This is a genomic window from Erwinia sp. MYb416 (genome assembly GCF_037479575.1).
GTDB lineage: Bacteria > Pseudomonadota > Gammaproteobacteria > Enterobacterales > Enterobacteriaceae > Erwinia > Erwinia rhapontici.
On sequence record NZ_JBBGYT010000420.1, the window covers coordinates 1 to 14872 of the forward strand.

Below are 14872 nucleotides of genomic sequence, written 5' to 3' on the forward strand. Positions count from 1 at the left end.
CAACGCCAGAAGCGTTCTGGTGGCGTTCGAGAGACGCAAAAGAGATTTTCAGCTTGTTACCGGAATTAAGTCCGAAGGATTTTGCGCTGTGACAAGGCGGCCAGTGAAGTGAGGGAAGGAGCATAGATAAGTATGTGACTGAGCTTACGAGCGCAGGCAACGCAGTCAGAGCACAAAAGACACAGGACAGAGCACAAAGAATTTGCCTGGCGGCTTTAGCGCGGTGGTCCCACCTGACCCCATGCCGAACTCAGAAGTGAAACGCCGTAGCGCCGATGGCTTGAGACCCCTGAAGGGACGTTGAAGACTACGACGTTGATAGGCCGGGTGTGTAAGCGCAGCGATGCGTTGAGCTAACCGGTACTAATGACCCGTGAGGCTTAACCTTACAACGCCAGAAGCGTTCTGGTGGCGTTCGAGAGACGCAAAAGAGATTTTCAGCTTGTTACCGGAATTAAGTCCGAAGGATTTTGCGCTGTGACAAGGCGGCCAGTGAAGTGAGGGAAGGAGCATAGATAAGTATGTGACTGAGCTTACGAGCGCAGGCAACGCAGTCAGAGCACAAAAGACACAGGACAGAGCACAAAGAATTTGCCTGGCGGCTTTAGCGCGGTGGTCCCACCTGACCCCATGCCGAACTCAGAAGTGAAACGCCGTAGCGCCGATGGTAGTGTGGGGTCTCCCCATGCGAGAGTAGGGAACTGCCAGGCATCAAACGAAGAAAGAACCCCGACCGAAAGGCCGGGGTTTTTTTTCGTCTGCGATTTAATCATTGCCATGTATGTCCCCTATTTAGAACAAAATCAGAACGTTAATAGTTGCTGAATCGAAGCAATCCTCCTCTGCATTGCCTGTTTCCTCACCACTAATGAGTCGATCGTTACTCTATACTGAGCAATGAGATGAAACATTTTCAATAATCGGATGAGTACTCGACATTCGGGCAGAGGCACGTTATCTTTGGCTGTCTGGATGTCTAAACGTATAAGCGTATGTAGTGAGGAAGCAGGTCATGCCGATCAGGGTACCCGATGAATTACCAGCCGTAAGTTTTTTGCGCGACGAGAACGTCTTTGTTATGACGTCCACGCGTGCCAGCACGCAGAATATTCGCCCGCTGAAAGTGCTGGTACTGAATTTGATGCCAAAGAAGATCGAAACTGAAAACCAATTTTTGCGTCTGCTTTCTAACTCCCCGCTGCAGATCGACATCCAGCTACTGCGCATCGACAGCCGCGAGTCACGCAATACGCCATCGGAACATCTGAATAACTTCTACTGTAATTTCGAAGACATTCAGAATGATAACTACGATGGACTGATCGTGACAGGTGCCCCGCTCGGGCTGGTCGACTTCTGCGATGTCGCGTACTGGCCGCAAATCCAGAAGGTTTTGCACTGGGCAAAAGAGCACGTGACTTCCACGTTATTTGTCTGTTGGGCTGTACAGGCGGCACTGAATATTCTGTATGGCATTCCAAAACAGACCCGCGAAAACAAATTATCAGGTGTGTTTGAGCATCAAATCTTACATCCTCACGCACTGTTAACGCGCGGCTTTGACGATACCTTCCTGGCGCCACATTCACGTTATGCTGACTTCCCCACTCAGCTACTGCGTGACTATACTGACCTGGAAATTTTTGCTGAGTCGGACCAGACCGGTGCATATCTGTTTGCCAGCAAAGACAAACGCCTGGCCTTTGTCACCGGCCATCCTGAATATGATGCACTGACGCTGTCCGGTGAATTCCACCGTGATTTTGATGCGGGCCTGAATCCGGAAGTGCCCTTTAACTACTTCCCGAATGACAACCCGGCATTGCCACCGCGTGCCAGCTGGCGTAGTCACGGTAACCTGCTGTTCTCCAACTGGCTGAACTACTACGTATACCAGATCACACCGTTCGATCTGCGTCATATGAACCCAACACTCGAGTAAACACTCCCCCTGTTCTGTTACCAGGTGGATCATCGATCCACCTTAAACACCGCCCACTCCCCCCTCTCTCATTTTGCTGAATCCAGTCACCCGATCGCGATCTCATTATTCTGTGAAAACAACTTCCTGTTGATTTGTAATTTTAATTATATATAAATCAATTCATTGAGTTCATATTGAGTTTAAAATGGAAATAGTTTTTGATTTTGAAATTTAACTGATGCTATTTTGATCCTGCAGTTCAAAGATTGTTCAAAGAAGATCGCCGGGTAACACATTGCATACCCGGTAGCATCGATGACAGGAGCAAACAGATGACACAGCAGGTAATTAGCAGGGAACTGGCCTTCCAGCGCGCATTTGGTGAGGATGAACAGCAGATTCTCACCGATGAAGCCGTCGATTTTCTTAGCGATCTGGTGGTGAAGTTCACGCCGCGCCGCCAGGCACTGCTATCAGAACGTGCACGGATACAGTGCCGGATTGATGGGGGAGAGCTCCCATGTTTTATTTCGGAAATGGATTCCATTAAAAATGGCGAGTGGACAATCCGCGGTATTCCAGCAGATTTGCAGAACCGCAGAGTCGAGATCACCGGCCCGGTAGAGCGCAAGATGGTCATCAATGCGCTCAATGCTAACGTGAATGTGTTTATGGCTGACTTTGAAGACTCGTTGGCCCCTGCATGGGACAAAGTGATCGCCGGACAGATCAATCTGCGCGATGCGATCAACGGCACCATCAGCTACACCAATGAGGCCGGGAAGATCTATCAGCTGAAGCCCGATCCGGCAGTACTGATCTGCCGTGTTCGCGGCCTGCACCTGCCTGAAAAGCATGTCACATGGCGCGATGAGCCGATCCCGGGCAGCCTGTTTGATTTTGCGTTCTACTTTTTCCACAACGTGAATGCGCTGCTGGCAAAGGGAAGCGGGCCTTACTTCTATCTGCCGAAAACCCAGTCGTATCATGAAGCGGCCTGGTGGAGTGATGTGTTCAGCTACACCGAAGATCGTTTCGATCTCCCGCGTGGGACGATCAAAGCGACCTTGCTGATCGAAACCTTACCGGCCGTTTTCCAGATGGACGAGATCCTCTGGCACCTGCGCGATCATATTGTTGGCCTGAACTGCGGCCGCTGGGATTACATCTTCAGCTACATCAAAACCCTGAAAAATCATCCCGATCGTGTTTTACCCGATCGCCAGTCCGTGACGATGGATCAGGGTTTCCTGGATGCGTATTCACGCCTGCTGATCAAAACCTGTCACCGGCGCGGCGCGTTCGCGATGGGGGGAATGGCAGCGTTTATTCCCAGCAAAGACGCAGAGCGCAATCGGTGGGTGCTGGACAAAGTACAGGCCGACAAACAGCGTGAAGCGGCTAACGGTCACGATGGCACCTGGATTGCTCACCCCGGTCTGGCCGATACGGTGATGACCATTTTTGACCAGGTGCTGGGTGAACGTCCAAACCAACTCCAGGTGATGCGTGAACAGGATGCAGACATCACCGCAGAACAGTTGCTGGCCCCCTGTGCGGGTGAGCGTACTGAAGAGGGTATGCGCGCCAATATTCGGGTGGCTGTGCAGTACATCGAAGCCTGGATCAACGGCAACGGCTGCGTGCCTATCTATGGACTGATGGAAGATGCCGCCACCGCTGAAATCTCACGTACCTCAATCTGGCAATGGATTCATCACCGCAAAACGCTGCAAAGCGGTGAAGTGGTCACTGAAGCCCTGTTCCGCAAGATGCTGACAGAAGAGTTGCAGGTGATCCGGCAAGAGCTGGGTGACTTACGCTATCACGCAGGGCGCTTCGATGAGGCCGCTTCACTGATGGAACGCATTACCACTGAATCCGAACTGGTTGAGTTTCTGACTCTGCCGGGCTACCGCTTACTTCCCTGAACCCTGACAAGGAGCTCCATCATGACTTCTCGTACCCAACAGATTCAGCAGACAGAACAATCCTGGCGCGATGCACGCTGGGATGGCATCACCCGTCCGTACAGCGCTGAAGAGGTGGTCAAACTGCGTGGCTCGGTTAACCCGGTCTGTACGCTGGCCCAAAATGGAGCAGAAAAACTCTGGGCGCTGCTTAATGGCGGCGCAAAGAAAGGTTATATCAATAGCCTGGGCGCACTGACGGGCGGGCAGGCACTGCAACAGGCGAAAGCGGGGATTGAGGCGATCTACCTCTCCGGCTGGCAGGTGGCGGCCGATGCTAACCTCGCCGCCAGCATGTACCCGGACCAGTCGCTGTATCCGGCTAACTCCGTCCCGTCGGTGGTGGAACGCATCAATAACACCTTCCAGCGTGCCGATCAGATTCAGTGGTCATCGAATATTGAGCCTGGCGATCCGCGCTATGTGGACTATTTCCTGCCGATCGTGGCCGATGCGGAAGCCGGATTTGGCGGTGTACTCAATGCCTTTGAACTGATGAAGTCGATGATTCAGGCCGGCGCGGCGGGCGTGCACTTTGAAGACCAGCTGGCATCAGTGAAGAAGTGCGGTCATATGGGCGGCAAAGTGCTGGTGCCGACTCAGGAAGCGATTCAAAAACTGGTGGCTGCACGTCTGGCAGCTGATGTGATGGGCGTGCCTACGGTGTTGATTGCCCGCACGGATGCGGATGCAGCAGACCTGATCACCTCCGACTGCGATGATTATGACCGTGAATTTATTAGCGGAGAACGCACACCGGAAGGTTTCTTCCGCACCCATGCCGGTATTGAGCAGGCGATCAGCCGGGGTCTGGCGTACGCACCTTATGCTGATGTGATCTGGTGTGAAACCTCAAAGCCGGATCTTGAGCAGGCGCGACGCTTTGCCGAAGCCATTCACGCGCGCTTCCCGGGTAAACTGCTGGCCTATAACTGCTCGCCGTCATTTAACTGGAAGAAGAACCTCGACGACAACACCATTGCCCGCTTCCAGCAGGCGCTGTCAGAGATGGGCTACAAATACCAGTTCATTACCCTGGCGGGCATCCACAGCATGTGGTTCAACATGTTCGACCTCGCACAGGCTTACGCACAGGGGGAAGGCATGCGCCACTATGTAGAGAAAGTACAGCAGCCGGAGTTTGCCGCGATTAAACAGGGCTACACCTTCTCCTCGCATCAGCAGGAGGTCGGAACGGGATACTTTGATCATGTCACCACCATCATCCAGGGCGGGGTGTCATCGGTGACGGCACTGACGGGATCGACGGAAGAAGAACAGTTCTGATCCTGGGTCGGGCATGCCCGACCCCTACACGTATCCGGGGCATGTCCGACCCGACACGTATCCCGGGTATGTCCGACCCGACACGTATCCCGGGCATGTCCGACCCGACACGTATCCCGGATATGTCCGACCCGACACGTATCTCGGGCATGTCCGACCCGACACCTATTCTGGGCCTGTCCGACCTCCACAGACTTCTGTAGGGGACGGGCATGCCCGTCCCTTCTTCATGCTGACGCCTGAGGTGAATCATGCCGATACTGGAAACCCTGATTGCCCGCACCATCCTGCAGGGATTTGACGCGCAGTATGGACGTTTTCTGGAAGTCACTGGCGGGGCGCAACAGCGTTTTGAACAGGCCGACTGGCAGGCGGTGCAACTGGCGATGAAAGCGCGTATCCATCTCTACGATCACCATGTGGGTCTGGTGGTAGAACAGCTGCGCTGTATTACCGCCTCGCAGTCGGAAGACCGTGATTTTTTGCAACGGGTAAAGGCCATCTACACCGATTTGCTGCCGGACTACCCGCGTTTTGAAATAGCCGAAAGCTTCTTTAATTCCGTCTACTGCCGTCTGTTCAGCCACCAGGCTCTGACGCCGGAACGACTGTTTATCTTCAGTTCACAACCAGAGCAGCGATTTCGCACCATTCCACGCCCACTGGCAAAAAACTTCAGTGCGGCCGATGGCTGGCAGCCTTTGCTGAGCCGTTTACTGCACGATCTGCCGTTGCGCCTGCCTTGGCAGGATATGGCGCGAGATATCCAGTATATCATTGCGCATCTGCGGGAAAACTTTAGCGCCAGTGAGCTGCAACAGGCGAATTTACAGGTCGCCAATGAACTGTTTTACCGGAATAAGGCTGCCTGGCTGGTTGCCAAACTGCGCACGCCTTCAGGAGTCTGCGCCTTCCTGCTGCCGATTCACCGCAGTGACGAAGGCACATTGTTTATTGATACCTGCCTGACGCGCAACCGTGAGGCCAGCATCGTCTTTGGCTTCGCCCGCTCCTACTTTATGGTGTATGCCCCGTTGCCTGCGGCGCTGGTTGAATGGCTGCGTGAGATCCTGCCGGGCAAAACTACGGCTGAACTCTATATGGCGATTGGCTGCCAGAAGCATGGCAAAACCGAAACGTATCGCGAATATCTCCACTATATGAGCGCAACAAACGAGCAGTTTGTCGTGGCGCCCGGCGTACCAGGGCTGGTGATGCTGGTGTTTACCCTGCCGGGCTTTGATCGGGTATTTAAAGTGATTAAAGATCGCTTTGCGCCGCAGAAAGAGGTGACGCCAGAGCGGGTGCGTCAGTGCTATCAGCTGGTCAAAGAGCATGACCGCGTGGGCAGAATGGCGGATACCCAGGAATTCGAAAATTTTGCTATCGAAGAGAAGCGCATCAGCCCGGCGCTGCTGGCGCTGCTGGAGCAAGAGGTGCCGGAGAAATTGCAACGGAACGGGGAGATGCTGACCATCAGCCATCTGTATATGGAACGGCGTATGACCCCGCTTAACCTGTGGCTGGAGCAGGCCAGTGCGCAGCAACGACGAGAGGCGATAGAAGAGTACGGAAATGCGGTGAAGCAGCTGGCGGCGGCCAATATCTTCCCTGGCGATATGCTGTATAAAAATTTTGGCGTCACCCGTCACGGGCGGGTGGTGTTCTATGACTACGATGAAATCAGCTATATGACTGAAGTGAACTTCCGCGATATCCCCGCCGCACGCTACCCGGAAGATGAATTAAGCCACGAGCCCTGGTACAGCGTGTCGCCAGAAGACGTGTTTCCGGAAGAGTTTCGTCACTACCTGTGCGCCGATCCGGCCATCGCCACACTGTTTGATGAAATGCACGCGGAGCTGTTTCACGCCGACTTCTGGCGCGGGCTACAGCAGCGTATCCGCGCGGGTCACATTGAAGATGTGTTCGCCTACCGCCGCCGCCAGCGCTTCAGTCAGCGTTATCGTTCACTGCAAACGGCAGGTTAGCGCGATCCGCCGTATTCACGGGTGATCTCTTTCGCCGCTTTGATCACCAGTGCACCGATTTCGGTAACACGGTCGTCGGTAATGCGTGAGATCGGGCCGGAGATGGAAATCGCTGCGAAAGGTTCGCGGTGTTCGTCGTAGATGCAGGCGGCAATGCAGCGCAGACCCAGCGCGTGTTCTTCATCATCAAACGAATAACCGGCCTTGCGTACCTGCGCAAGATTCTCTTTCAGGCTGTGTGGTGACATCAACGTTTTCGGCGTGTAGTGATGTAGCCCCTGACGATGCAGTAGTTCGCTCACCTGCTTATCATCAAGGTTGGCGAGAAATGCCTTACCTGCACCGGAGGCGTGCATCGGCAGTTTGCCGCCAATCGGCGCTGACATGCGCATTAGCTGAGTGCATTGCACCTGATCGATAATCACCGCCTGGTGATCGCTGATGTCTAACACCGCCAGATTCACCGTTTCGCCGGAGGCCTCCATCAGTGTGCGTAGCATCGGATGGACCAGTGCCAGCAGGTTACGGCTTTGCAAAAAGCTACTGCCGACCACAAACGCGTGCGCCCCAATAGTCCACAGCCCTAAATCCCCGACCTGCCGCACAAATCCCTGTTGCTGCATAGTGGTCAACAAGCGATGTGTGGTGGAGTTAGGTAACCCGGCCTGCTGTGCCAGTTCAGTGAGCGCCACATTACCGTGGGACTCAGCAATAAATTCCAGCAGCTTCAGACCACGGGTTAACGACTGAACCTGCCCGGCAGGCGCAGCAGTAGATGCAGCGGCGGCACGCGGCTTCTTGCCGCGTTTCACGACGACGGGGGTGACCATACCTGACTCCTTTTTGCGCATTATGGAAATCATTTTCGTTCTATACCCGTCATACTTCAAGCTGCTTCTGCGTTGGCTGCTCTCACTCACCCGAATCACTTACTCCAGTAAGCTCATCGGGATTATGAGCTTCATTTTATGAAGCTCACCCTACGGGCAAGCGTAAACGCTGTTCAAAATGGCCGTTGGCCAATTTGTCATTCGTTGGCCGCCTTGAAGCAACTCGAATTATTTAGGGTACTTACCGTCATACTTCAAGCTGCTTCTGCATTTGTCATCAGACTGAAAATGTCTCACCTGGCATCACTGTTACCCGCACAAAAGTTGTGCCAGTATGACGTGCTGGCAGTGGTGCCTGGGTGAGATGCTGAAGGGGAAGAGTGGTGAGTAACCGGATTGAAGCGCTGCATCAGCAGTTGAAAAAACGCATTATGCTGCTGGATGGCGGCATGGGAACCATGATCCAGAGCTACAGACTGGAAGAAGAGGATTTTCGCGGTGCGCGTTTTGCCGACTGGCCGAGCGATCTCAAAGGTAACAACGATCTGCTGGTGCTGACGAAACCCGAGATGATTAGCGAAATCCACAACGGCTACCTCGCCGCAGGTGCAGATATCCTCGAAACTAACACCTTCAACTCCACCACCATCGCGATGGCCGATTACCAGATGGAATCCCTGTCGGCCGAGATCAACTACGTCGCCGCGAAACTGGCGCGGGCCTGTGCCGACGAGTGGACGGCACGCACCCCGGATCGTCCACGCTATGTCGCAGGTGTGTTAGGGCCCACTAACCGCACCTGCTCCATTTCTCCTGATGTCAACGATCCCGCATTTCGTAATGTCACCTTTAACCAGCTGGTGGAAGCTTACCGCGAATCCACCCGCGCGCTGGTGGAGGGGGGCGCTGACATCATCATGATTGAAACGGTGTTCGATACCCTGAATGCCAAAGCGGCGATCTTTGCCGTTAAAGAGGAATTTGAAGCGCTGGGGGTTGAGCTGCCGCTGATGATCTCCGGTACCATCACCGATGCTTCAGGCCGAACGCTCTCTGGCCAGACGACGGAAGCCTTCTATAACTCACTGCGCCACGCGGAACCGCTCTCCTTTGGCCTGAACTGTGCTCTTGGTCCAGACGAGTTACGTCAGTACGTAGCGGAGCTGGCGCGTATTGCCGAAGGGTATGTCACCGCACACCCGAATGCCGGGTTACCCAACGCTTTTGGTGAATACGATCTGGATGCGCAGATCATGGCCGAACAGATTGGTGAATGGGCGCAGGCCGGCTTCCTGAACATTGTCGGCGGCTGCTGCGGTACCACGCCAGAGCATATCGCGGCGATGGCGAAAGCGGTTGAGGGCGTTGCCCCGCGTCCGCTACCAACGCTGCCCGTTGCCTGCCGCCTTGCCGGGCTGGAGCCGCTGAACATCAGCGCAGAAAGCCTGTTTGTCAACGTGGGGGAACGGACTAACGTCACCGGCTCGGCGAAATTTAAACGACTGATCAAAGAAGAAAAGTATAACGAAGCGCTGGAAGTGGCTTTGCAACAGGTGCAAAGCGGCGCACAGATTATTGATATTAATATGGATGAGGGGATGCTCGACGCTGAAGCAGCGATGGTGCGTTTTCTCAACCTGATTGCCGGGGAACCGGATATTGCGCGTGTGCCCATTATGATCGACTCCTCGAAATGGGAGGTGATCGAGAAAGGTCTGCAATGTATCCAGGGCAAGGGCATCGTTAACTCGATCTCCATGAAAGAGGGCGTCGATCAGTTCCTGCGTCATGCCCGCCTGGTGCGGCGTTACGGTGCGGCAATGGTGGTGATGGCCTTTGATGAAGTGGGCCAGGCGGATACCCGTGCGCGTAAAATCGAGATCTGCCGCCGCGCCTACAAGCTGCTGACGGAAGAGGTCGGCTTCCCGCCGGAAGATATTATTTTTGACCCGAATATCTTCGCGGTCGCCACCGGCATTGAAGAGCACAACAACTACGCGATGGACTTTATCGGCGCCTGTGAAGACATCAAACGCGAACTGCCGCATGCGATGATTTCGGGCGGGGTGTCCAACGTGTCGTTCTCCTTCCGGGGTAACGACCCGGTGCGTGAAGCGATTCACGCGGTCTTCCTCTACCACGCTATCCGTAACGGCATGGATATGGGGATCGTGAATGCCGGGCAGCTGGCAATCTATGACGACCTGCCTGCCGACCTGCGTGATGCGGTAGAGGACGTGGTGCAAAACCGTCGCGACGACGGCACCGAACGTCTGCTGGAGCTGGCAGAGAAATATCGTGGCAGCAAAGCCGATGATGACAGCACCAAACCGCAGGCCGAATGGCGCAGCTGGGACGTGGCAAAACGCCTGGAATACTCGCTGGTTAAAGGGATTACCGAATTTATTGAAGTCGATACGGAAGCCGCACGCCTGTTGGCCGCCCGTCCGATCGAAGTGATTGAAGGGCCACTGATGGCCGGTATGAACGTCGTCGGTGACCTGTTTGGCGAGGGTAAAATGTTTCTGCCACAGGTGGTGAAATCAGCGCGTGTGATGAAACAGGCGGTGGCCTGGCTGGAACCCTATATTGAAGCCAGCAAAGAGAAGGGCAGCACCAACGGTAAAATCGTTCTGGCGACGGTAAAAGGCGATGTGCACGATATCGGCAAAAATATCGTTGGCGTGGTGTTGCAGTGTAATAATTACGAAATCATTGACCTGGGCGTGATGGTGCCCAGCGATAAGATCCTGAAAACCGCCCGCGAACACAACGCCGATATTATCGGCCTGTCTGGCCTGATCACCCCGTCACTGGACGAGATGGTCAACGTGGCGAAAGAGATGGAGCGCCAGGGCTTTACAATACCGCTGTTGATTGGTGGGGCTACCACGTCTAAAGCGCACACTGCGGTAAAAATCGAACAGAATTACAGCGGCCCGACGGTATATGTGCAGAACGCCTCGCGCACCGTGGGCGTGGTCTCTGCGCTGCTGTCTGCGACCCAGTACGATGACTTTGTCACCCGCACCCGCAAAGAGTACGACACCGTACGTATTCAGCATGCCCGTAAAAAACCGCGTACGCCGCCGGTGACTTTACAGGTGGCACGTGACAACGATTTTTCCTTCGACTGGGAGAATTACACACCACCGAGAGCACACAGGCTGGGTGTGAGCGAAGTGAGTGCTAACATCGAAACGCTGCGCAACTATATCGACTGGACGCCATTCTTTATGACCTGGTCGCTGGCCGGCAAATATCCGCGCATTCTGGAAGATGAGGTGGTCGGTGAAGAAGCCAAACGGCTGTTCGCCGATGCCAACGCGATGCTGGATCAGCTAAGCCGCGACGGTTCACTCAATCCGCGCGGTGTAGTGGGCATTTTCCCGGCGAACCGCGTCGGGGATGATATCGAAATTTACAGCGACGAATCGCGTACTGAAATTTTGCAAGTGAGTCATCACTTACGCCAGCAGACCGAAAAAAAGGGCTTTGCTAACTATTGTCTCGCCGATTTTGTCGCGCCGAAGTCGAGCGGTAAAGCCGACTATCTGGGCGCATTTGCCGTCACCGCAGGCCTCGAAGAAGATGCCCTGGCAGACGCCTGGGATGCACAGCACGACGACTACAACAAAATCATGGTCAAAGCATTGTCAGATCGCCTGGCGGAAGGTTTTGCCGAATATCTGCATGAGCGGGTGCGTAAAGTGATATGGGGCTTTGCCGCCACGGAAAACCTCAGCAACGACGAGTTGATTCGGGAAAACTACCAGGGGATCCGTCCTGCGCCTGGCTACCCTGCCTGCCCGGAGCACACGGAGAAAGCCACCATCTGGGAACTGCTCGATGTGGAATCCCACACCGGAATGAAACTGACGGAGTCCTTCGCCATGTGGCCGGGGGCGGCGGTGTCCGGCTGGTACTTCAGCCATCCGGAGAGTAAATACTTTGCCGTGGCCCAGCTACAGCGTGACCAGATTGAAGACTACGCCCGGCGTAAAGGGATGTCGGTCACCGACGTTGAACGCTGGTTAGCGCCTAATCTGGGATATGACGCTGATTAAAAACGTGTTCATTGCTCTTCATTGAGAATTGATAAGGTAATCATCGGCTAAACTAACACTATCAGCACAGCGGATGTTGTTACTGCTGTGCATAGTCAGTCTTTCTGAGTGATGAGGTCGATATCTGTGTTAACCCTGCTTAATCTTCTTTCTGCCGTGGCGTTGCTGGTGTGGGGGACGCACATCGTGCGTACCGGCATTATGCGCGTCTACGGTGCCGATCTGCGGCGGGTACTCAGCCGCAGCGTGGCAAAAAAACCGATGGCGTTTCTGGCGGGCATTGGTGTTACCGCCCTGGTGCAGAGCAGCAATGCCACCACCATGCTGGTGACGTCATTTGTCGCCCAGGAGCTGGTGGGGCTGACACCTGCGCTGGTGATCATCCTCGGCGCGGATGTCGGTACGGCGCTGATGGCGCGTATCCTCACGTTTGATCTCTCCTGGCTGTCGCCGTTGTTTATCTTCTTTGGCGTGGTGTTTTTCCTTGGCCGCAAACAGACCCGTGCGGGGCAGATAGGGCGTGCCAGCATCGGGCTGGGGTTAATTCTTCTGGCCTTACAGCTGATTGTTGCTGCTGCCACGCCGATCACCCAGGCCGCCGGGGTAAAAGTGCTGTTCTCATCACTGACCGGTGATGTGATGCTTGATTCACTGATCGGTGCGCTGTTCGCGATTATCAGCTATTCCAGCCTCGCGGCCGTTCTGCTGACCGCCACGCTGACGGCCACCGGGGTGATCTCCTTCAAAGTCGCCCTCTGTCTGGTGGTTGGGGCTAACCTCGGCAGTGGGCTGCTGGCGATGCTGAATAACAGCGCGTCGAACGCTTCCGGCAAACGGGTGGCGCTCGGCAGCCTGCTGTTTAAATTTATCGGCTCGCTGCTGGTGCTGCCGTTTATTGAGCCGCTGGCGGGTTGGCTGGAGAAATTGCCGGTCAACGACGAAGAGTTAGTGATTTTCTTCCATGTGTTTTACAACCTGATCCGCTGCGTTGTCATGGTGCCCTTTGCCGAACCGATGGCTGCGCTGTGTCGTCGGCTGATCCGTGAGGAGCCGGAAACCGACCTGCGTCTGAAGCCACGCCATCTTGATCCCGGCTCACTGGATACGCCTGCGCTGGCGCTGGCTAATGCCTCACGTGAAACTCTGCGAATGGGGGATGTGATGGAACAAATGCTGGCGACCTTTAGCAAAGTTGTGCACGGTGAACTGCGGGAAGATCGCGAAATTCGCAAGTTGGATGATGATGTCGATGTGTTGTACACCGCCATCAAACTCTATCTGGCACAGATGCCAAAAGAAGACCTGCCGGAAGAGGATTCACGGCGCTGGGCAGAAATTATTGAGATGGCCCTGAACCTGGAGCAGGCCGGAGATATTCTTGAACGGATGAGTGGCGATGTGGCCGATAAATCACTGGCCGCGCGGCGCGCATTCTCGGTGGAAGGTTTACAGGAGCTGGATGCTCAGTTAGAGCTGCTGACCAACAACCTGCGCCTGAGCCTGTCGGTATTTTTATCCCGCGACATGACCAGTGCGAAACGCCTGCGTCGTTCCAAGCACCGTTTTCGCATCACCAACCGTCGCTACTCGCATGCTCATGTTGATCGTCTGCATCAGCATAATGTTCAGAGCATCGAAACCAGTTCGCTGCATCTGGGGTTACTGGGGGATATGAAGCGCCTTAACTCTCTGTTCTGCGCGGTGGCATACAGCGTGCTGGAGCAGGCGGATGATGACAGAGATGATGAGGAAAGTAGCAGAGTCAGGAAGGTGTAGGGGCCAGGCACGCCTGACCCGCTACGAATGTTAAAACAAACCCCAACAGCAGGTTATTTTTTCTTAATCGCTTTGCCAGACCAGTAACCCGCCAGCAGTGACCCGGACAGGTTATGCCACACGGAGAACAGCGCGCCTGGCAATGCTGCCAGTGGGGAAAAGTACATTTTCCCCAGCGCCGCGGCCAGACCGGAGTTCTGCATGCCCACTTCCAGCGCCAGCGTGCGGCAGGTGGATTCGTCGAAGCCAAACAGCTTGCCGCCCCAGTAGCCGCCCAGCAGACCAATGGCGTTATGCAGGATCACAGCGACAATCACCATCAGCCCCACTGAACCGATAAAGCCCTGGCTGCCTGCCACCACCGCACTGATGATCAACAGAATGCAGACCATGGAAAATGCAGGCAGGTAAGGCTCTACGCGTTTCACCAGGCCGTTCATGGTGTGGTGGATCACCAGGCCGAGGCTGATCGGCACGACGACAATTTTCACAATACTCAGCAGCATGCCCACCACATCCACCTGAATATGGGTATCGACATAGAATTTAGTCAGCAGCGGCGTAGCGAAGACCCCCACCAGCGCCGACACGGAGGAGATGGTTACGGACAGGGCAACATCGCCCTTGGCCAGATAGATCATCACGTTAGAGGCGGTCCCGCTGGCCACGCTGCCCACCAGAATCATACCTGCTGCCAGGTCAGGCGGCATATGGAACAGCTTTGCCAGGCCCCAGGCTGCCAGTGGCATCACCAGATAGTGCAGGAAGGTACCGGCAATCACCGGTGCCGGGCGGGTCAGTACCCGTTTGAAATCGCCGACGTTTAGCGTCACACCCATACCGAACATAATCAGCATCAGCAGGTAAGGCACATAAGGTCCCATGCCGGTGAAGGTCGTGGGCGTGTAATACGCGGCAACAGAGAGCAGGACTGCCCAGAGAGGAAACAGTCGGGTAACAGTGGCGAGCATAGAGAGACTTCCTTTTTAGAATCGCATTTTTTCTTTCAGCGAGTATGCAGATGATG

General features: G+C 54.9%; 8 protein-coding genes, 1 rRNA gene and 1 other annotated feature. Of the genes, 7 read left to right on the forward strand and 2 right to left on the reverse strand.

Annotation, left to right across the window (positions count from 1 at the left end; genetic code table 11):
- Positions 1-205 precede the first annotated feature (205 nt).
- Positions 206-377, forward strand: a sequence feature (most likely nonfunctional fraction of RNA operon).
- Positions 378-594: 217 nt separating this feature from the next.
- From rrf to aceK, 5 genes are all read left to right on the forward strand, one after another.
- Positions 595-710, forward strand: a 5S ribosomal RNA gene (rrf, locus tag WH277_RS06615).
- A 302-nt stretch (positions 711-1012) separates the two neighbouring features.
- Entirely contained in the window at positions 1013-1942 is a 930-nt protein-coding gene (metA, locus tag WH277_RS06620; protein ID WP_133846944.1) for a homoserine O-acetyltransferase MetA, read from the forward strand.
- A gap of 314 nt (positions 1943-2256) precedes the next feature.
- Positions 2257-3855, forward strand: a complete 1599-nt coding sequence (gene aceB, locus WH277_RS06625) for a malate synthase A (RefSeq protein WP_339505056.1) — start codon at positions 2257-2259, stop codon at positions 3853-3855.
- Between the two features lie 21 nt (positions 3856-3876).
- Entirely contained in the window at positions 3877-5181 is a 1305-nt protein-coding gene (gene aceA / locus WH277_RS06630; RefSeq protein WP_133846946.1) for an isocitrate lyase, read from the forward strand.
- 251 nt (positions 5182-5432) lie between these two features.
- Complete coding sequence (gene aceK, locus WH277_RS06635; RefSeq protein ID WP_171149324.1) at positions 5433-7172, forward strand: bifunctional isocitrate dehydrogenase kinase/phosphatase; 1740 nt, start codon at positions 5433-5435, stop codon at positions 7170-7172.
- Here aceK and iclR read toward each other — a convergent pair.
- Positions 7169-8002 carry a glyoxylate bypass operon transcriptional repressor IclR gene (gene iclR / locus WH277_RS06640; protein WP_133846948.1) on the reverse strand — a complete coding sequence of 278 codons (834 nt, stop codon included), beginning with the start codon at positions 8000-8002 and terminating at the stop codon, positions 7169-7171. The two genes, aceK and iclR, sit on opposite strands and share 4 nt — an antisense overlap.
- 383 nt (positions 8003-8385) lie before the next feature.
- On the opposite strand from iclR, the gene metH reads away from it, so the two are divergent.
- Both metH and WH277_RS06650 read left to right on the forward strand, forming a co-directional pair.
- Entirely contained in the window at positions 8386-12069 is a 3684-nt protein-coding gene (gene metH / locus WH277_RS06645) for a methionine synthase (protein WP_133846949.1), read from the forward strand.
- A 126-nt stretch (positions 12070-12195) separates the two neighbouring features.
- Complete coding sequence (locus WH277_RS06650; protein ID WP_133846950.1) at positions 12196-13845, forward strand: Na/Pi cotransporter family protein; 1650 nt, start codon at positions 12196-12198, stop codon at positions 13843-13845.
- Positions 13846-13898: 53 nt separating this feature from the next.
- Here the strand turns inward: WH277_RS06650 and panS are convergent, their stop codons facing one another.
- Positions 13899-14816 carry a ketopantoate/pantoate/pantothenate transporter PanS gene (gene panS, locus WH277_RS06655; protein WP_133846951.1) on the reverse strand — a complete coding sequence of 306 codons (918 nt, stop codon included), beginning with the start codon at positions 14814-14816 and terminating at the stop codon, positions 13899-13901.
- Between the last annotated feature and the right edge of the window lie 56 nt (positions 14817-14872).

Excerpts from the sequence above, each read along its gene's own strand:
- panS (WP_133846951.1), bottom strand. The coding sequence starts at position 14,816 with ATGCTCGCCACTGTTACCCGACTGTTTCCTCTCTGGGCAGTCCTGCTC.
- aceK (WP_171149324.1), top strand. The coding sequence starts at position 5,433 with ATGCCGATACTGGAAACCCTGATTGCCCGCACCATCCTGCAGGGATTT.
- aceA (WP_133846946.1), top strand. The coding sequence starts at position 3,877 with ATGACTTCTCGTACCCAACAGATTCAGCAGACAGAACAATCCTGGCGC.
- metA (WP_133846944.1), top strand. The coding sequence starts at position 1,013 with ATGCCGATCAGGGTACCCGATGAATTACCAGCCGTAAGTTTTTTGCGC.
- aceB (WP_339505056.1), top strand. The coding sequence starts at position 2,257 with ATGACACAGCAGGTAATTAGCAGGGAACTGGCCTTCCAGCGCGCATTT.
- iclR (WP_133846948.1), bottom strand. The coding sequence starts at position 8,002 with ATGGTCACCCCCGTCGTCGTGAAACGCGGCAAGAAGCCGCGTGCCGCC.